This window comes from Sphingomonas montanisoli, assembly GCF_008274695.1.
GTDB lineage: Bacteria > Pseudomonadota > Alphaproteobacteria > Sphingomonadales > Sphingomonadaceae > Rhizorhabdus > Rhizorhabdus montanisoli.
In genome coordinates, this window is the sequence record NZ_VTOU01000003.1 from 606,247 (window position 1) to 623,184 (window position 16,938).

Consider the following 16,938-nt stretch of genomic DNA (forward strand, 5'->3'; position numbering starts at 1 on the left):
TGTTTTGAAGGCGCTCAGCGCTCCTCCTGGGCCGACTTCACGCGATTTTAACGGAGGTCGGGCGATATCGTCGTGATCGCCCCGTTTTCAGAAAGCGCGTCCGTGTCGTTCCTGTCGAAGATCGAAATCGCCCCCGTTCAGGCTGACGACGCCGCACCGCGGCATGATGCGCTGTTCGATACGCTTTCGGTGCTGTCCGATATCGGCCGCGTCACCGGCGGGCAGGCGGCGACCCAGCCGAACCGGTCACGCCCGCACGAAATCGCCGCCCGATATCACGCGGCAGGATCGTTGACGCGCGTGACGGTGATGCGGATCGCCGGCGATGCCGAGCGGATGGCGGCGGCGGGCCTGCGCGCCGTGCTGGCCGATCGGGCGGGCACACCATCGACCGCGGCGGCGGCGCGCCTCCTGGCCGACTCGATCGGCGCGGCGTTCAGCCGGATCGATGCGCTGCTGCCCCAGGCCGAACTCTCGTAAGTCCTCCCCCGGCGGGGGAGGTGGCAGTCCATAGGACTGACGGAGGGGTATTTGCCGGCAGCGATGCCACAAGCCTCTAGCTACCCCTCCACCGGCTACGCCGGTCCCCCTCCCCCTCCGGGGGAGGATCAGAGGGCGGCGGCGTAACGCGCCAACCCCGCTTCGAGATCGGCGATCAGATCGTCGGGATCTTCGAGGCCGATATGGAAACGGATCGCCGGCCCTTCCGCCTGCCACTTCGTTGCCGATCGCACCGGCGAAGGATCGACCGGCAGCGCAAGGCTTTCATAGCCACCCCAGCTATAGCCGATCCCGAACAGAGCGAGCCCATCGATCAGCGCCGATCGCGCCTTGTCGTCACCCCCCTGCATCACGACGGAGAACAGCCCCGACGCGCCCCTGAAATCGCGCTTCCACAGATCGTGGCCCGGGCAGGACGGCAAGGCAGGATGCAGGACGCGTGCGACCTCGGGCCGCGCTTCGAACCAGCGCGCGATCTTCAGCGCGCTTTCCTCATGCTGGCGCAGGCGAACCGCCAGCGTGCGCAGGCCCCGCGCGGCCAGATAGGCGTCGTCAGGACTGACGCACTGCCCCAGCGAATGCGCGGTGCGGCGGATCCTGTCGAACCAGGCCGCATTGGCGGTGGCCGATCCCATCATCACGTCCGAATGGCCGACGATATATTTGGTGCAGGCGAGGATCGAGATATCGACCCCCATGCCGATCGCGGGCAGCAGCAAAGGCGTCGCCCAGGTGTTGTCGATGATCGTGGCGATGCCGTGTGCCTTTGCGACTTCGACGATCGCGGGCACGTCCTGCACCTCGAACGTCAGGCTGCCGGGGCTTTCGAGGAAGATCGCCTTCGTCCTGTCCGTGCACAGACCGGCGATGCCCGCGCCGATCGCGGGATCATAATAGGTCGTGGTGACGCCGATCTTCTTCAGCACATTGTCGCAAAAGGCGCGGCTCGGCTCATAGGCGCTGTCGACCATCAGCAACTCGTCGCCCGGCTCCAGCACCGCGAGCAGCACGCCCGCGATCGCGGCGACGCCCGACGGATAGAGCATCGTGCCCTCCGCGCCCGGCTCCAGCTCGGTCAGCGCATCGGCGAGCGACCATATGGTCGGCGTGCCGCGCCGACCATAATAGAGGCCGTCATTGGGCCGCCGGGTCGAGGCACGCAGATGCGCGACGTCGTCGAACAGGATCGTCGATGCGCGCCAGACGGGCGGATTGACGATGCCCTGCGTCCATTCCTTGCGCCGTCCGGCGGTCGCGACGCGGGTGGCGGGGCGGAGGCGGGTGCGGTCCTGTTCGTCGTTCATGGGCGTGGGATGGCGCGTGACAGCCTCGGTAGCAAGAGCACGCCACCGTTCAATCCTCCCCCGCCAGGGGGAGGTGGCGCCGAAGGCGACGGAGGGGGAGGATGCTAGGCGCCTGTTGGCCGCCGCCCTCCCCCCTCCGTCAGCTGCGCTGACACCTCCCCCTGGCGGGGGAGGATCATCGCGTTGGCGCAGTCCGCTACGCATCGCTATATCGCGCGCATGGACACCACACCTTTGCATCTGGGCCAGACGAGCGCCCTTCCCGCGACGCCGGAAGAGGCCGTGCTCGATTATGTGCCCAATCCGCGCGCCGGCACGCTCTATCTCGTGCGGTTCGCCGCGCCCGAATTCACCTCGCTCTGCCCCGTCACCGGCCAGCCCGATTTCGCGCATCTGGTGATCGATTATGCCCCCGGCGACACGATCGTCGAATCCAAGTCGCTGAAGCTGTTCCTCGGATCCTTCCGCAACCATGCGGGCTTTCACGAGGATTGCACCGTCGGCATCGGCCAGCGCCTGTTCGACGAGATGAAGCCGAAATGGCTGCGCATCGGCGGCTATTGGTATCCGCGCGGCGGCATTCCGATCGACGTTTTCTGGCAATCGAGCGCACCGCCCGAGGGGCTGTGGCTGCCCGATCAGGGTGTCGCGGGGTACAGAGGGCGGGGGTGATTTAGATCCTCCCCCGGAGGGGGAGGGGGCCCGCGAAGCGGTGGAGGGGTATTGGCCGGCAGCGAACCGCTTGTGGCGAATACCCCTCCGTCAGTCCTGCGGACTGCCACCTCCCCCGCCGGGGGAGGATTTTAGGCTTACCGCCCCGTGCCACCCTGCCGAATGAACGCCTTCACGTCGCTCGACAGCTTATGCAGATCCTCATCGCGGACGTACATCATGTGGCCCGCGTCGTAATAATGGAACTGGATGCGTGACGGGTCGAAGCCCGGGCGGTTCATCGAATATTCGGCGGCGAAGAAGGGGGTGGCGAAATCGTACCAGCCCTGCCCGACGAACACGCGCAGCCCGCTATTTTCGCGCAATGCCTGCCCCAGATACGGCGCGACGTTGACATAGACGTCGCCGTCGCGGCCGCGTTGATCGTCAAGCTTCCATTCCCACGGGCCGACCGGGCCGATGGTGACGTAGCGCCGCTCCATCTTCAGCTTCAGGTCATCGCGCAGATAGGCGTTGATCGCGGCCGAATAGGCGCCGTCGATCGCGTAGAAGCTGGGATCGTTATCCGGCTCCTCACCCGCGCGATCATAATCGACGCCCTTGTAACGAGTGTCGAGACGGCCGGTGGAGAAGCCGTCGGCGCGCAGCAGCTCCTTGTAGAAGCGGCCCGGCACGACGCGCAGATTGGCGGTCTCCAGATATTGCTCGCTCAGGCCCGTATAGCGCGACAGCTGGGTGCGGACCTGCGCGCGTTCCTCGGCGGGCAACGTGTTGCCTTTGAGCAAGGCCGACGCATAGGGGCCAATCGCGAAGGCGCGCGCTTCGGCCGCCATCGCCGCCGCGCTGGCGGGCGGATTGGGCACCTTGTGATGATACCAGGCGGTCGTCGCCATCGACGGCAGGTTGAGGATGTAGGGCATTTCATTGCCCTGCACCTCGGCCGTCGCCCCGAAATCGAGGATCGACGAGATCAGGATGATCCCGTTGAGCGACACGTCATTATATTGCCCCTCCAGCTCATGCGCGACCGCGACCGAGCGGGTGGTGCCATAGCTTTCGCCGCCCAGATATTTGGGCGAATTCCAGCGGCCATTGTCGTCGAGCCACTTGCGGATGAACTCGGCGACCGACTTGGCATCCTTCGACACGCCCCAATAATCCTTGGGATCGGTCTTCCCCAGCGCATGCGCGAAACCGGTGCCGACCGGATCGATAAAGACGACGTCGGTGACGTCGATCAGGCTGTCGGGGTTGTCGACGATCGGGAAGGGCGGCGCGCCGTCATCGCGCGCGTCCGACGGGATCACGACCCGCTTCGGCCCGAACGCGCCCATGTGCAGCCATACCGACCCCGAACCGGGGCCGCCGTTGAACAGGAAGGTGATCGGGCGCCTGGTGGGATCGGTCAGCCCGTCCTTGACGTAGCTGGTGGAGAAGATGGCGGCGAGCGGCTTGCCGTCCTTGTCCTTGAGATAGGTCTCGCCGGTCGTCGCGGTGTAGGCGACTGCCTGCCCGCCGAACGTGCCCCGGTGCTTGGTAACCGAGACGAGCGGCGGCGGAATCGGTGCATCCGCGGGCGCATCGGGCTTCTTCTCGTCGGCGGCGAGGGCAGCGATCGGGCTGAGCGCGAGCGCGATGGCCGCGAGGGAGGTGGTGAAACGCAATGTCGGTCCCCTTTTCGGTATGCGGGGACGCTAGCGGAGGCTGTGTTAGGGGGTCAATACGCCGATCTTTTCCTCCCCCGCCAGGGGGAGGTGGCGCCGAAGGCGACGGAGGGGGAGGATACGAGGCGCTCGTTAGCCGCCGTCCTCCCCCTCCGTCAGCTGCGCTGGCACCTCCCCCTGGCGGGGGAGGATGAAAAGGTCAGATCAGCTTGATCTCCTCCAGCCGCTCCTGGAGGAATCCGTGCGCGGTGATCGGCGTGGGGAACAGGTTGGGCCGGCCCTCACTCATCGTTTCCGGCAGCGTCTCGATCAGGAAATCGGGGCGGAAGTGGAGGAAGAAGGGCATCGAATAGCGCGGCAGGCCGCGCCGTTCGGGCGGCGGATTCATCACACGGTGGCTGGTCGACGGCAGCACCTTGTTGGTCAGCCGCTCGAGCATGTCGCCGATGTTCACCACCAACTCGCCCTGCCGGATCTTCACCGGGATCCAGTGGCCCGATTTGTCGAGCAGCTCCAGCCCGCCCTCTTCGGCGCCGAGCAGCAAGGTGATCGTGTTGATGTCCTCATGCGCACCCGCGCGGATGCCGGGCGCGTCGGGGCCGATCGGCGGATAATGGAGCAGGCGCAGAACGCTGTTCCCGTCCTTCACCGTGTCGACGAAATAATCGGGCGCGAGGCCCAGATAGCGCGCGATCGCCTCCAATATGCGAAGCCCCGCCGTGTCGAAGGCGGCGAACAGCTGCTGATAGGTTTCGCGGAAGCCGGGCACTTCGTCCGGCCACACGTTCGGCGCCATCTCGTCGGAGAATTTGTGGCCGGCGGGCAAATCGCGCCCGACATGCCAGAATTCCTTGAGATCGGGCTTGTCGTTGCCCTTGGCGGTCTCGATCCCGAACGCGGTATAGCCGCGCGCGCCGCCGCTGCCGGGGATCAGATAGTGGCGCTTCGTCTCGGTCGGCAGCGCGAAAAGCGCCTTGGACAGCTCTTCCGCCTTTGCGATCAATTCGGCGGGAATGCCGTGATCGGCGACGACGGCGAAGCCGAACCGCTCGAACGAGCGGCCGATATCCTGCGCGAAGCCTTCGGGATCGCGATCGGCATCTTGCAACGAAACGCTGGGGACGGTGTCGAGGTCTGCAATGTCGGTCATGGCACGAATATAGGCCCGCAAGACCGGCTCGTCACCCTCACGAAGCAGTTGGCGAATTCCGCCAAACTTTGGTCGAAACCTCTCGCGCGTTCGTCGATCCTTCAGCCAAAATTCAGGAAAACCGGGGCATGAGCGATCTGGCACGGTCCATGCTGAGTAAACGGCATGACGGCGACGTAGGGTCGCCATGACCTTGGGGATTTCGAGATGGAACGCGCGAACGGCAAATATTTCGACCGGGCCGACACGATGTTCGGTGTCTGCGAAGGAATCGGCACCGAATTGGGTTTCAACCCCAACATCCTGCGGATGGCCATCGGCGTTTGCCTGCTGCTCAGCCCGAAGATCACGATCGGCGTCTATGTCGCCCTCGGCATCCTGCTGTTCGCGGCATACAAGCTGATGCCGAGCCGCAAGCGCGCGTCGGTCGTCGAAATCGGCCAGCGCAGCGAGCGGGCGGACGACACACAGGAACTGGCGCAGGCTGCCTGATCTGCGGCTTCCGGCCGAAACATCCACAACTTTATTGGGGCCTGCGCTTGAACGGCACAGGCCCTTTCCGTCAGAACGCAGCGCAGCATGACAGCGCGAATCGATATGGGAGCGAGCGAGCGGGGCGAGAGCGTCTCCTTCGACATCGAGGAATTGCTCGCCACGCGCCTGCTCGTCCAGGGCAATTCGGGTTCGGGCAAGTCGCACCTGCTGCGCCGCCTGCTCGAAGGATCGGCGGGTCTCGTCCAGCAGGTCGTGATCGATCCCGAGGGCGATTTCGTGACCTTGGCCGACCGCTTCGGCCATGTCGCGATCCAGGCGGCCGACCATAGCGAGGCCGAGATCGCGCGCATCGCCAGCCGTATCCGCGAGCATCGCGTCTCGGTGATCCTCGCGCTCGACGAGCTGGAAGTCGACGCGCAGATGAAGTGCGCCGCGACCTTCCTGTCCGCCTTATTCGATGCCCCGCGCGACCATTGGTATCCCGCGCTGGTCGTGGTCGACGAAGCGCAGCTGTTCGCGCCTTCGGCGGCCGGCGAGGTTTCCGAAGAGGCGCGCCGCACCTCGCTCGCCGCGATGACCAACCTGATGTGCCGCGGGCGCAAGCGCGGACTCGCCGGCATCATCGCGACCCAGCGGCTCGCAAAGCTCGCGAAGAATGTCGCGGCGGAGGCCTCCAACTTCATGATGGGGCGCACCTTCCTGGATATCGACATGGCGCGCGCGGCCGACCTGCTGGGCATGGAGCGGCGCCAGGCCGAACAGATTCGCGATCTGCCGCGCGGCACCTTCCTGGCGCTCGGCCCCGCCGTGTCGCGCCGCCCGATCTCGGTGAAGGTCGGCGCGGTCGAAACGAGCGCGCGCAGCGGCAGCCCCAAGCTGATGCCCCTGCCCAGCGCCGCGCCGGCCGAGGATCTGCAGGGGCTGCTGTTCGCGCCCGGCAACGATCTGCCCCCGCCCCCCCCACCGCCGCGTGCGCCCGTCCCGACGTCGGACGACCTGCTGCGCGCGATCAGCCGGTCCGGACCGGCGCTGACGCCGACCGCAGCCCCATCCACACCCGCCATGCCCGAGGATGAGCGCGACGCGGTGATCGACACGGTGCTGCGCGAAATCGTCGAGGATCCCGACGCGACCTATCGCGCCGCCGCGATCCTTTTCCAGGATTTCGGCGTGCGCTGTCGCATGCACCGGCTCGCCAATCCGGGGCTCGACCTTCCCGGCTTCCGGCGCCGTCTCGCGATGGCGCGGGCGGGCCTTTATGGCGGGCTCGATGAAGGATGGCTCGACGCGATGGCGCTGGGCGCGACCTTGCCCGACGACATGCTTGCCCCTTTCCTGCTCGTCGCGCGCGCGGGCCGCGAAGGATCCGAAGCGCCGTCCGATTCGGCGCTCGCCGCCGTGTACGGCACCCACAGCCTCGGCCGCGTCCGCCGGCTGATCGCCTATATGGAAGAACAGGGCATCTTCGTCCTGCGCACCGACCTGGTCGGCAAGCGATCGATCAACATCCCGCGCCTGGGCTGGACGACCGCATCGGCGCTGCCCGAAGCGGCGGAATAGGCAGTCTCTTCCCCCGCGCGACCCCACCCGCTACAGCGCCTTCATGATCCTGGTCATCGACAATTATGACAGCTTCACCTGGAACCTGGTCCATTATCTGATGGAACTGGGTGCCGAGGTCGAGGTCGTGCGCAACGACGCAATCGGCGTGGGACAGGCGATGTCGTCGGGCGCCGAGGCGTTCCTGATCTCGCCCGGGCCGTGCACGCCCAACGAAGCGGGGATCAGCCTGGATCTGGTCGCCGCCTGCGCGGAGGCGAAGCGGCCGCTGCTGGGCGTGTGCCTGGGCCACCAGTCGATCGGACAGCATTTCGGCGGGCAGGTGATCCGCGCGCCGCAGTTGATGCACGGCAAGACCAGCCCGATCCTGCACGACGATACCGGCCTGTACGAAGGACTGCCCTCGCCCTTCACCGCGACGCGATACCATTCGCTGATCGTGCCCGAGGAGGGGATGCCCGCCGATCTGATCATCAACGCGCGAACCCCCGACGGGCAGGTGATGGGCGTGCGCCATGCGACGCTGCCGATCCACGGTGTCCAGTTCCACCCCGAAAGCATCGCGACCGAACATGGCCATGCGATGCTCGCCAACTTCATGCGCGCGGCGGGAATGCAGGTGAAAGAGCGGGCGACAGCTTGAGCGCCCTGCCCGATCCGATCGTTCCGCTCGGCCAGGCCGAGGCCGAAGAAGTGTTCGCCGCCATCCTCGACGGCGCGCACGACGATGCCAGCGTCACCACGTTCCTGACCGCGATGGCCGAGCGCGACGAGACGGCGAGCGAGATTGCCGGCGCGGCGCGGGCGATGCGCGCACGGATGATCCGCGTCACCGCCCCCGACGGCGCAATCGACGTGTGCGGCACAGGCGGCGACGGCGCGCACAGCCTGAACGTGTCGACCGCGGTGGCGATGGTGGTCGCGGGCGCAGGCGTTCCCGTCGCCAAGCATGGCAATCGCGCGGCATCGTCCAAGGCGGGCGCGGCCGACACGCTGGAGGCGTTGGGCCTCGATCTCGATCGCGCGTCCGAACGCGCCGAGGCATCGCTGAACGAGATCGGCATCTGCTTCCTGTTCGCGCAGAAGCATCATCCGGCACTGAAACCGCTGGCCGCGATCCGCAAGGCGATAGGGCGGCGGACGATCTTCAACCTGCTCGGCCCGATCTGCAATCCGGCCGGCGTCGAGCGCCAGTTGATCGGCGTCGCGCGGCCCGATTATCTGCCGACCTATGCCGGTGCGCTCGATCGCCTCAAGCCGGCCTCGGCGATGCTGGTGGCCGGCGACGAGCCGCTCGACGAACTGTCGATCGCGGGCGAATCGAGCCTGTTCCGCCTGGGCGAGGCGGGCTTCGGACCGGAGCGGACCTCACCCGAGGCCGCCGGCCTTGCGCGCCACGGGCTCGACGCGATCAGGGGCGGCGATCCTGCCTACAATGCCGCCGCGCTCACGCGCCTGCTCGATGGCGAGGCGGGCGGCTATCGCGACGCCGTGCTGTTCAATGCCGCCGCCGCGTTGATGGTCGCTGGCAAAGCCGCCGATTGGGCCGAGGGCGTGGCGCTTGCCGCCGAATCGATCGACAGCGGCAAGGCGAAAGCCCTGCTCGCGCGCTGGATTGCATTCTAGACGTCCCAAGTCGCACTCGCGGACCCATAAGTTTATCTCGTTTGTTGCTGGGGCGAAGCGACCCCACCTTCGCGGCAGAGTCACATGAGGTCCGCCATGGCCAGCACGCCCGCACAACGCCCTTTCTTCAGTAATTTCGGATTGCAGGTTCTCGCTGGCATGGTCGTCGGCCTCCTGCTCGGCCTGCTCGCGCGCAATATCGGCGTCGGGCCGGAGGGGCAGCCCAATGCGCTGGCCGAGACGCTCGATACGGTCGGGTCGATCTTCGTCCAGTTGCTCAAGGCGCTGGTGCCGCCGTTGATCTTCGCCGCAATCGTGACGAGCATCGTCAATCTGCGCGAGCTTCAGAACGCCGCGCGCCTCGTCGCGCAGACGCTTTTGTGGTTCGCGATCACCTCGCTGATCGCGGTCGCGATCGGCATCGCGCTGGGCGTGATCATCCAGCCGGGCCTGTCGGCCGGAGTCGCCCCCGCCGATGCGGCGGTGCCCAAGTCGGTCGGCAGCTGGCTCGATTTCCTGAAAGGGCTGATCCCCGCCAACGCCTTCGGCCTGACCGCCTCGACCAAATTGTCGGACACCGGCAGCGCGTCGACCTCGCTCGGCTTCAACGTCCTCCAGCTGATCGTCATCTCGATCGCGGTCGGCGCCGCCGCGCTCAAGGTCGGCGAGGTTGCCGAGCCCTTCGTCGGCTTCGTCCGCGCTTTGCTCGGCATCATGCGCAAGCTCTTGTGGTGGGTGATCCGGCTGACCCCGATCGGGTCGGCGGGGCTGATCGGTCATGCCGTCGCCGAATATGGCTGGGATGCGCTTCTGCGGCTCGGCAGCTTCGCGGGGGCGATCTATCTCGGCCTCGCGCTGGTATTGCTCGTCGTCTATCCGACGCTGCTGCTGATCAACGGCATTCCGCCGCGCCGCTTCTTTGCCGGCGCCTGGCCCGCGATCCAGCTGGGCTTCGTGTCGCGATCGTCGGTCGGCACATTGCCCGTCACCGAAGCCGCCGCCGAGACCGTGGGCGTGCCGCGCACCTATGCGAGCTTCGCGGTGCCGTTGGGCGCGACGACCAAGATGGACGGGTGCGCCGCCATATATCCGGCGATCTCGGCGATCTTCGTCGCGCAATTCTATGGCCTGCCGCTGGGGCCGACCGATTACGCGCTGATCACCTTCGTCTCGGTCCTCGGCTCGGCCGCGACCGCCGGGCTGACCGGCGCGACGGTGATGCTGACGCTCACGCTGTCGACCCTCGGCCTGCCGCTCGAAGGCGCCGGCCTGCTGCTCGCGATCGATCCGATCCTCGACATGGGGCGGACCGCGGTGAACGTGGCGGGGCAGGTTCTCGTCCCGATGATCGTCGCCAAGCGCGAGGGAATCCTTGAGGAGCCGGTGCCCGACGCGCTACCTGCCTGACGCATGGGCGACGTAAGACTGCACGAAAGCTGGAAGACACCGCTGCAGGGGGAGTTCGACGCCCCCTATATGGCGGCGCTGCGCCAGTTCCTGGTCGGAGAGAAGGACAAGGGGAAGCATATCTTCCCCAGCGGCGGCGAGTGGTTCCGCGCACTCGACCTGACCCCGCTCGACAAGGTCAAGGTCGTGATATTGGGGCAGGATCCCTATCATGGCGAGGGGCAGGCGCACGGCCTGTGCTTCAGCGTCAAGCCGGGGGTGCGGCCGCCGCCGAGCCTGGTCAACATCTACAAGGAACTGGGCACCGACCTTAACCTCACGCGCCCGCCGCACGGCTTTCTCGAACATTGGGCGAAGCAGGGCGTGCTGCTGCTCAACAGCGTCCTGACGGTCGAGATGGGGCTGGCAGCGTCGCACCGCGAGCGCGGCTGGGAGAAGTTCACCGATGCGATCATCCGCCTCGTCAATGCCAAGCCCGATCCGGTCGTCTTCCTGCTGTGGGGAAGCTATGCGCAGAAGAAGGCCGCGTTCGTCGATTCGACCGACAAGGGCGGGCGGCACCTCGTCCTGAAGGCGCCCCACCCCTCGCCGCTTTCGGCGCACGCGGGCTTTTTCGGGTGCCGGCATTTTTCGAAGGCCAACGCCTTTCTGGAGGCGCAGGGGCAGACGCCGGTAGATTGGTCGCTGCCGCCCGTCTGAATCCTCCCCCGCAGGGGGAGGGGGACCGGCGCAGCCGGTGGATGAGTAGCTCTCCACGCGGGTATCGCTGCCGGCCAATATCCCTCCGTGGGCGCACAATGAAAAGGGCCGCCGGCATGACGCCGGCGGCCCCAAACATCGCAGAGGCGGAAGCCTTATTGCGGGACGACCGTCACGGCGCGGCGGTTCTGCGCCCAGCTGCCTTCGTCCGAACCGGCCGCGACCGGGCGTTCCTTGCCATAGCTGATCACCGAGATGCGCGACGCCGAGACGCCGGCCTGAACCAGGAAGTTCTTGGCCGAGTTGGCGCGGCGATCGCCGAGCGCAAGGTTATATTCGCGCGTGCCGCGTTCGTCGGCATGGCCTTCGATCGTGACCGCAACGTTCGGGAACTTGGCGAGCCACTGCGCCTGGCGGCTGAGGATCGACTGCGCTTCGCTGTCGACGTCCGAACTGTCGGTCGCGAAGTGGACGGTGTCGGTGCCCGCCTGCTGCATGAAGTCCGCACGCGAACCGGGGATCGTCGTGTTGCTCGGCGCGGGCGCCGGAGCTTCGGGGGCGGGCGTGGGCGCCGCGGCCGGGGGCGGCGGAAGATCCTCGACCTTCTTCTTCGTACAAGCCGCGGTCAGCACGAGGGCCGACACCAGAGCGACATTCAACATCGAGCGCGCCATCTGCTTCTCCTTCTTCATCAATACGGTTGCGCAACAATAACGCAATTCCGTGGAATTCGCTCACTGAACCTCAGGTTTACGGGAGCAGGGGACCCCATGCGGGGTCGGAACCGTCGAGTGGGGTGGGCACCGGCCGTTCATTGACGCCGGTCAGGTCGACCGACCACAGATCGGCCTTGCCGCTGCCCTGGCCGGTGCGGAAGAACATGATCACGCGGCCGTTGGGCGACCAGCTCGGCCCTTCATCCTGCCAGCCGTTGGTCAGAATCTTTTCGCCCGATCCATCGGTGCCCATCACGCCGACCGCGAAGCCGCCGCCAAGCTTGGTGAAGGCGATCATGTCGCCGCGCGGGCTCCACACGGGGGTCGCATAGCGGCCGCCGCCATAGCTGATCCGGTTCTGGTTCGAACCGTCGGCGTTCATCACGTAGAGTTGCTGCCCGCCCGACCGATCGCTTTCGAACACGATCTTCGATCCATCGGGAGAATAGCTGGCGGCGGTATCGATACCGGGCGATGTCGTCAGCCGCTGGGGCGTGCCGCCGCTGGCCGACACGCGATAGATGTCGGTATTGCCGCCGACAGACATCGAAAAGACGACATATTTCCCGTCGGGCGAGAAGCGCGGCGCGAAGGTCATGTTCGGTTGATCGACCACCAGCCGCTGCTGGCCCGTGCCGACATTGTACACATAGATGCGCGGCCGATCGCCCGCATAGGACATATAGGTGATCGTCTGCTGGTTCGGCGCGAAGCGCGGGGTGAGCACGATCGACTGTCCGTTGGTCAGGAAGCGGTGGTTGGCGCCATCCTGATCCATGATCGCCAGCCGCTTGATGCGGTTCTGCTTCGGGCCGGTCTCGGAGACATAGACCACCTTGCTGTCGAAATAGGGCCCTTCGCCGGTCAGCCGGCTATAGACCGTGTCGGCGCATTTATGCGCGGCGCGGCGCCACTGGGCGGGGACGACCTCGAACCCCTGCCGCGTCAGCTCGACCTTGCCGAGCACGTCGTAGAGATAGCAGCCGACCGTGATCTTGCCGTCGGCCGCGGCCTGGACGAAGCCCTGCACCAGCGCCTGCGCGCCACTCTGCCCCCAGAAGATGAAATCGGGGGCATTGGCCTGGCTGAAGGGCACGTTGGCGAGCGCGCTCTTGGGCAGCGGGTTGAACAGGCCGCTATTCTTCAGATCGTTGGTGATGACATCCGACACGCGTTGACCAAGCGCGGCGGTATCGCCCGCAGGCGTGGAAACGGTCGACGGCGTCGGCATCGACGGGATCGCGATCGGCATCGGCTGGGCGATGCCGCCGTTGATGTCGACCTCGAGCTGCGCATGCGCCGGAAAGGCGGTCAGCGACGCGACGATCGCGCCAAGAGTGATGCAGAAACGGGGCAGGGGCAGGCGGTTCAAGGCTCGTCTCCTCTGTCCCCCGTTCCGGTCATAGCCCGAAACGGGGGGATGAAGTCAAATATCGATCAGTTCATCTGGTTCGGGCGGAAGTTGAACTTGATGTCTTCCCAGCCGCCTTCGTACAATTCGGGCGGCAATTTATACGGCGCGCATCGTTGCAATGCGCGGACAGCCGCTTCGTTCATCTGGCGCAGATAGGCCGCGTTCGAATCGTTCACGCCGGCATTGGCGGTGACTTCGGGCGTAACCGCGATCCCGCCGTCGGGCTTCAGCCGCAGCCGGACCTGCGTGACGATGCTCGTCGCCCCCGCGCCGCCCGTTGGCACGGTGTAGCAAGGCTTCACCTGCGACGCGATCAACGCCGCCAGACCATTCGCCTGGATTGGGCTGATCACCGCGGCGCGCGCCACTGCGCCCTTGCCGGGCGACTTGGACGCCGGGATACCCTTCAGGAAGTCATCGCCCAGATTTGTCGCCTTGGGCTTGGCCTTCGCCGCCGGCTTTTCGGGCGCGGGCTTGGCCGCCTCCGCTTTGGGCGGTGCGGGCGTCGGCTTGGCAGGTTTCGGCGCCGGCTTGGGCGTCGCGACCGGCTTTGGCTCAGGCTTGGGCGGGGTCGGCGCGGGCGTCGGTTCGGGCGGCGGGGTCGCTTCCTCGGGTTTCCCGACGTCGGGCGCCTCCATCTGCTGCGGCGGTTCGACCGCCTTTTCGGGCGAGGAGGATTGCAGCGCCACCTTGTCGACGAGCATCACGTCCATCGCATCGGCGAGCGGCGGCTTGGGCCGTGCGCTCATCAGATTGAGCGACATGATCGCCAGCAGCACCACATGGCCGACAAAAGCTACACCGAGCCCGGCCTTTTCCGCGCGCTCCATCAGGGGCTCTCGGCTCCTGCCGCGCCTTCATCCGCGCCCCCATCAGCCCCCATCGTGACGAGCGCGACGCGGTTGAGGCCCGCATGGTTGAGCGACCCCATCACCGCCATCACGCGCCCATAATCGAGCCCGCGATCGGCGCGCAGGAATATCTGGGGCGCATCCTTGCCCTTGCCGGCGGTCGCCGCGATCTGCCCGAACTGGGCGTCGATCGCGGAGAACTGGACTGGCTTGTCGTCGACGAAGATCTCACCCGATTTGTCGATCGAGACGGTGATCGGCTTCTTGTCCTGGTCAAGCGCGCCCGCCGCACTTTCAGGCAGGTCGACAGGAACACCCGCAAGCATCAGCGGGGCCGTGACCATGAAGATGATCAGCAGCACCAGCATGACGTCGACCAGCGGCGTCACGTTGATATCGGCCATCGGCGCGCGCTTGCCGCCCCGGCCGGAGACCGGACCCATCGCCATTTACTTGACCCGCTCCAGCTCGCGGCTGAGCGTCAGGTGGAGCGAGTCGCCGAAACGGTGGAGCTGGTTTTCGATCTGCCCGACGCGGTGGAGGAGCCGGTTATAGGCGATGACGGCGGGGATCGCCGCGAACAGACCGATCGCGGTGGCGAACAGCGCCTCGGCAATACCCGGGGCCACGACGCCCAGCGACGTGTTCTGGCTCGCCGCGATATCGGTGAAGCTGCGCATGATGCCCCACACGGTGCCGAACAGCCCGACGAAGGGCGCGACCGACCCGATCGTGGCGAGGACGTTGAGCCGGTCGGACAGCTTGTCGATCTCCGCGCTGGTCGCGGCCGACATGGCGGTGGCGAGGCGCGCGCGGGTGCCTTCACGATCGACCGGGGTGATCCGCACCGAACGGCGCCATTCGCCGACACCCGCCGTGAACAGCTTCGCCGACGGCGTGTCCTGCCGCCCGGGGCCGTCATACACCTTGTCGATATCTTCGGATTTCCAGAACTCGGCCTCGAACGCCTTCGACGCCTTGAGCGTGCGGCCCATCTTCAGTCCTGACGAAAAGATGATCGCCCAGGTCCAGATGCTGGCCAGCAGCAGGCCGATCATCACCGATTTGACGACGATATCCGCCTGCAGGAACAGGGCGATCGGCGACAGGGCCGAGCTGGTGGCGGCGACGTGTGCGCCCGCTATGCTCATTCCACTCATGCCGTCTCGTCTGCTCCCTGAATTATCTTGAACTTGTTCACCCAGTCGCGCGGCTGGCGCCTGGGGCGGCCATCGGGGCCGACGAACGCGACCGAAACATCAGCCTCGGCGATCAATTGGTGAGCCCGCATGACTCGTTGATGAATGACCATCGATGCGCCCCCGATCTCTCTCATGCGGCTGAGAACGAGCAAATCGTCGTCCAGTTTCGCCGCCGCGCGATATCGGATGTGGAGATCGCGCACGACATAGACCCCGTCGCCCGCCGCCATCACCGCCTGCTGATCGATCCCGCACAGTCGCATCACGTCACTGCGCGCGCGCTCCATGAAGCGCAGATAGCTCGCGTGATAGACGACCCCGCCCGCATCGGTATCCTCGAAATAGACGCGCACGGCAAAACGATGCTCGGGGCCCGCGAAGCGGCCGGAATAGGGGACATCGTTGTGCATCGGTAACGGATTCTAGGCGCGCTTTGTCGATAGGCCAAGGCGCGAAGGGCCTAATTTCACCACTTCTCGTCGCCCGAGCGAAGGCTGGGGCCTATTTCTCTCATCTCCAGCGGTGCCGATTGCCACGGCAGGGACAGGCCCCAGCCTTCGCTGGGGCGACGATGAAATAGGATCAAACCCCGTCGAACAGCCCGTCCTGCCCGGCTTCCGGTGGCGGATTGAGGCCGAGATGCTTCCAGCCCCGGCTGTTCAAACACCGCCCGCGCGCCGTCCGCGCGATCAGGCCGAGCTGGATCAGATAAGGTTCGACGACCTCCTCGATCGTGTCGCGCGGTTCGGAGAGGCCAGCCGCCAGCGTCTCCACGCCCACCGGCCCGCCGCGATAGATGTCGGCGATCATATGAAGATAGCGCCGGTCCATCGCGTCGAGGCCCAGCGCGTCGACCTCCAGGCGGTTGAGCGCATTGTCGGCCGCCGCCGCGTCGACGATATCGTGTCCCGCGACATGCGCGAAATCACGGACCCGGCGCAGCAGGCGACCCGCGATGCGCGGAGTTCCGCGCGATCGGCGCGCAACCTCCATCGCGCCATCCTTCGATATCGGCAGATCGAGAAGTCGCGCCGCGCGACTTACGACCTGCTCCAGTTCCTCGACCGAATAGAATTGCAGCCGCACCGGAATGCCGAAGCGGTCGCGCAGCGGCGTGGTGATCAGCCCCTGCCGCGTTGTGGCACCCACCAAAGTAAAGCGCGGCAGATCGATGCGCACGCTGCGCGCCGACGGCCCCTCCCCGATCATCAGATCGAGCGCGCGATCCTCCATCGCGGGATAGAGCACCTCCTCGACCGCAGGCTGAAGCCGGTGGATCTCGTCGATGAAGAGGACGTCGCCATCCTCCAGATTGGTCAGCAACGCCGCCAGATCGCCCGACTTGGCGATGACGGGGCCCGATGTCGCGCGGAAGCCCGCCCCCATCTCCTTGGCGATGATCTGCGCGAGCGTGGTCTTGCCGAGGCCAGGCGGGCCGAAGAACAGGACATGGTCGAGCGCGTCGCCGCGCCGCCGCGCGGCTTCGATGAACACGCGCAGATTGTCGCGCGCCGCCTTCTGCCCGACGAATTCGTCGAGCGACTTTGGCCGAAGCGCCGCATCGGCATCCTCGGCACGGCGCGAGGCAGTTAGCAGGCGATCGCTATCGGTCATTGGCGCTATCGGTCATTCGCCACCGGATAGCGCGGGGCGGATGGACAGTCGATGGCGGGACTG

At 66.4% G+C, this 16,938-nt stretch carries 18 protein-coding genes; 8 read left to right on the forward strand and 10 right to left on the reverse strand.

Annotation, left to right across the window (positions count from 1 at the left end; all coding sequences use genetic code 11):
• Positions 1-102: 102 nt before the first annotated feature.
• On the forward strand, positions 103-480 hold the full coding sequence (locus FYJ91_RS14185) for a hypothetical protein (RefSeq protein ID WP_149522917.1): 378 nt from the start codon (positions 103-105) through the stop codon (positions 478-480).
• Between the two features lie 128 nt (positions 481-608).
• On the opposite strand, the gene metC is transcribed toward FYJ91_RS14185, so the two are convergent.
• Entirely contained in the window at positions 609-1,805 is a 1,197-nt protein-coding gene (metC, locus tag FYJ91_RS14190) for a cystathionine beta-lyase (RefSeq protein WP_149522918.1), read from the reverse strand.
• A gap of 219 nt (positions 1,806-2,024) precedes the next feature.
• Between metC and queF the strand changes: the two genes are divergently transcribed.
• Entirely contained in the window at positions 2,025-2,477 is a 453-nt protein-coding gene (queF, locus tag FYJ91_RS14195; protein WP_149523373.1) for a preQ(1) synthase, read from the forward strand.
• A gap of 137 nt (positions 2,478-2,614) precedes the next feature.
• Here queF and FYJ91_RS14200 read toward each other — a convergent pair whose 3' ends face one another.
• Both FYJ91_RS14200 and FYJ91_RS14205 read right to left on the reverse strand, forming a co-directional pair.
• Positions 2,615-4,141 carry a S10 family peptidase gene (locus tag FYJ91_RS14200; RefSeq protein ID WP_149522919.1) on the reverse strand — a complete coding sequence of 509 codons (1,527 nt, stop codon included), beginning with the start codon at positions 4,139-4,141 and terminating at the stop codon, positions 2,615-2,617.
• A gap of 199 nt (positions 4,142-4,340) precedes the next feature.
• A complete protein-coding gene (locus FYJ91_RS14205; protein ID WP_149522920.1) occupies positions 4,341-5,291 on the reverse strand; it encodes an isopenicillin N synthase family dioxygenase in 951 nt (316 codons plus the stop codon).
• A gap of 207 nt (positions 5,292-5,498) precedes the next feature.
• Here FYJ91_RS14205 and FYJ91_RS14210 point away from each other — a divergent pair, with 207 nt between their 5' ends.
• From FYJ91_RS14210 to ung, 6 genes are all read left to right on the forward strand, one after another.
• Positions 5,499-5,783, forward strand: coding sequence for a PspC domain-containing protein (locus FYJ91_RS14210; protein WP_149522921.1), 285 nt, complete (start codon positions 5,499-5,501; stop codon positions 5,781-5,783).
• 87 nt (positions 5,784-5,870) lie between these two features.
• On the forward strand, positions 5,871-7,346 hold the full coding sequence (locus FYJ91_RS14215) for a helicase HerA domain-containing protein (protein ID WP_149522922.1): 1,476 nt from the start codon (positions 5,871-5,873) through the stop codon (positions 7,344-7,346).
• A gap of 43 nt (positions 7,347-7,389) precedes the next feature.
• Positions 7,390-7,989 (forward strand): anthranilate synthase component II, encoded by a 600-nt coding sequence (locus FYJ91_RS14220; protein WP_149522923.1) that lies wholly within the window; start codon positions 7,390-7,392, stop codon positions 7,987-7,989.
• Positions 7,986-8,972, forward strand: coding sequence for an anthranilate phosphoribosyltransferase (trpD, locus tag FYJ91_RS14225; protein WP_149522924.1), 987 nt, complete (start codon positions 7,986-7,988; stop codon positions 8,970-8,972). The genes FYJ91_RS14220 and trpD overlap by 4 nt, the downstream gene beginning before the upstream one ends.
• Positions 8,973-9,068: 96 nt before the next feature.
• A complete protein-coding gene (locus FYJ91_RS14230; RefSeq protein WP_149522925.1) occupies positions 9,069-10,379 on the forward strand; it encodes a dicarboxylate/amino acid:cation symporter in 1,311 nt (436 codons plus the stop codon).
• A 3-nt stretch (positions 10,380-10,382) separates the two neighbouring features.
• A complete protein-coding gene (gene ung / locus FYJ91_RS14235) occupies positions 10,383-11,078 on the forward strand; it encodes a uracil-DNA glycosylase (protein ID WP_149522926.1) in 696 nt (231 codons plus the stop codon).
• A 155-nt stretch (positions 11,079-11,233) separates the two neighbouring features.
• Here ung and pal read toward each other — a convergent pair whose 3' ends face one another.
• The 7 genes from pal to ruvB form a co-directional block, all read right to left on the reverse strand.
• Positions 11,234-11,752 carry a peptidoglycan-associated lipoprotein Pal gene (gene pal / locus FYJ91_RS14240; RefSeq protein ID WP_149522927.1) on the reverse strand — a complete coding sequence of 173 codons (519 nt, stop codon included), beginning with the start codon at positions 11,750-11,752 and terminating at the stop codon, positions 11,234-11,236.
• 76 nt (positions 11,753-11,828) lie between these two features.
• Positions 11,829-13,157 (reverse strand): Tol-Pal system beta propeller repeat protein TolB, encoded by a 1,329-nt coding sequence (gene tolB / locus FYJ91_RS14245; protein ID WP_425474050.1) that lies wholly within the window; start codon positions 13,155-13,157, stop codon positions 11,829-11,831.
• A gap of 74 nt (positions 13,158-13,231) precedes the next feature.
• Positions 13,232-14,038 (reverse strand): energy transducer TonB, encoded by an 807-nt coding sequence (locus tag FYJ91_RS14250; RefSeq protein WP_149522928.1) that lies wholly within the window; start codon positions 14,036-14,038, stop codon positions 13,232-13,234.
• A complete protein-coding gene (gene tolR, locus FYJ91_RS14255; RefSeq protein ID WP_149522929.1) occupies positions 14,038-14,508 on the reverse strand; it encodes a protein TolR in 471 nt (156 codons plus the stop codon). The genes FYJ91_RS14250 and tolR overlap by 1 nt, the downstream gene beginning before the upstream one ends.
• Positions 14,509-15,210, reverse strand: a complete 702-nt coding sequence (gene tolQ, locus FYJ91_RS14260; RefSeq protein ID WP_149522930.1) for a protein TolQ — start codon at positions 15,208-15,210, stop codon at positions 14,509-14,511.
• 5 nt (positions 15,211-15,215) lie between these two features.
• Positions 15,216-15,671: a tol-pal system-associated acyl-CoA thioesterase gene (gene ybgC / locus FYJ91_RS14265; RefSeq protein ID WP_149522931.1), complete on the reverse strand. Its 456-nt coding sequence runs from the start codon at positions 15,669-15,671 to the stop codon at positions 15,216-15,218.
• Positions 15,672-15,843: 172 nt separating this feature from the next.
• Complete coding sequence (ruvB, locus tag FYJ91_RS14270; RefSeq protein ID WP_149522932.1) at positions 15,844-16,875, reverse strand: Holliday junction branch migration DNA helicase RuvB; 1,032 nt, start codon at positions 16,873-16,875, stop codon at positions 15,844-15,846.
• Between the last annotated feature and the right edge of the window lie 63 nt (positions 16,876-16,938).

Bases quoted from the DNA above. Each gene is read 5' to 3' on its own strand.
- FYJ91_RS14205 (WP_149522920.1), bottom strand. From the start codon at position 5,291: ATGACCGACATTGCAGACCTCGACACCGTCCCCAGCGTTTCGTTGCAA.
- FYJ91_RS14250 (WP_149522928.1), bottom strand. From the start codon at position 14,038: ATGGAGCGCGCGGAAAAGGCCGGGCTCGGTGTAGCTTTTGTCGGCCAT.
- FYJ91_RS14220 (WP_149522923.1), top strand. From the start codon at position 7,390: ATGATCCTGGTCATCGACAATTATGACAGCTTCACCTGGAACCTGGTC.
- ruvB (WP_149522932.1), bottom strand. From the start codon at position 16,875: ATGACCGATAGCGATCGCCTGCTAACTGCCTCGCGCCGTGCCGAGGAT.
- FYJ91_RS14210 (WP_149522921.1), top strand. From the start codon at position 5,499: ATGGAACGCGCGAACGGCAAATATTTCGACCGGGCCGACACGATGTTC.
- tolQ (WP_149522930.1), bottom strand. From the start codon at position 15,210: ATGAGCATAGCGGGCGCACACGTCGCCGCCACCAGCTCGGCCCTGTCG.
- ung (WP_149522926.1), top strand. From the start codon at position 10,383: ATGGGCGACGTAAGACTGCACGAAAGCTGGAAGACACCGCTGCAGGGG.
- pal (WP_149522927.1), bottom strand. From the start codon at position 11,752: ATGGCGCGCTCGATGTTGAATGTCGCTCTGGTGTCGGCCCTCGTGCTG.
- FYJ91_RS14215 (WP_149522922.1), top strand. From the start codon at position 5,871: ATGACAGCGCGAATCGATATGGGAGCGAGCGAGCGGGGCGAGAGCGTC.
- FYJ91_RS14230 (WP_149522925.1), top strand. From the start codon at position 9,069: ATGGCCAGCACGCCCGCACAACGCCCTTTCTTCAGTAATTTCGGATTG.
- tolR (WP_149522929.1), bottom strand. From the start codon at position 14,508: ATGGCGATGGGTCCGGTCTCCGGCCGGGGCGGCAAGCGCGCGCCGATG.
- metC (WP_149522918.1), bottom strand. From the start codon at position 1,805: ATGAACGACGAACAGGACCGCACCCGCCTCCGCCCCGCCACCCGCGTC.
- queF (WP_149523373.1), top strand. From the start codon at position 2,025: ATGGACACCACACCTTTGCATCTGGGCCAGACGAGCGCCCTTCCCGCG.
- ybgC (WP_149522931.1), bottom strand. From the start codon at position 15,671: ATGCACAACGATGTCCCCTATTCCGGCCGCTTCGCGGGCCCCGAGCAT.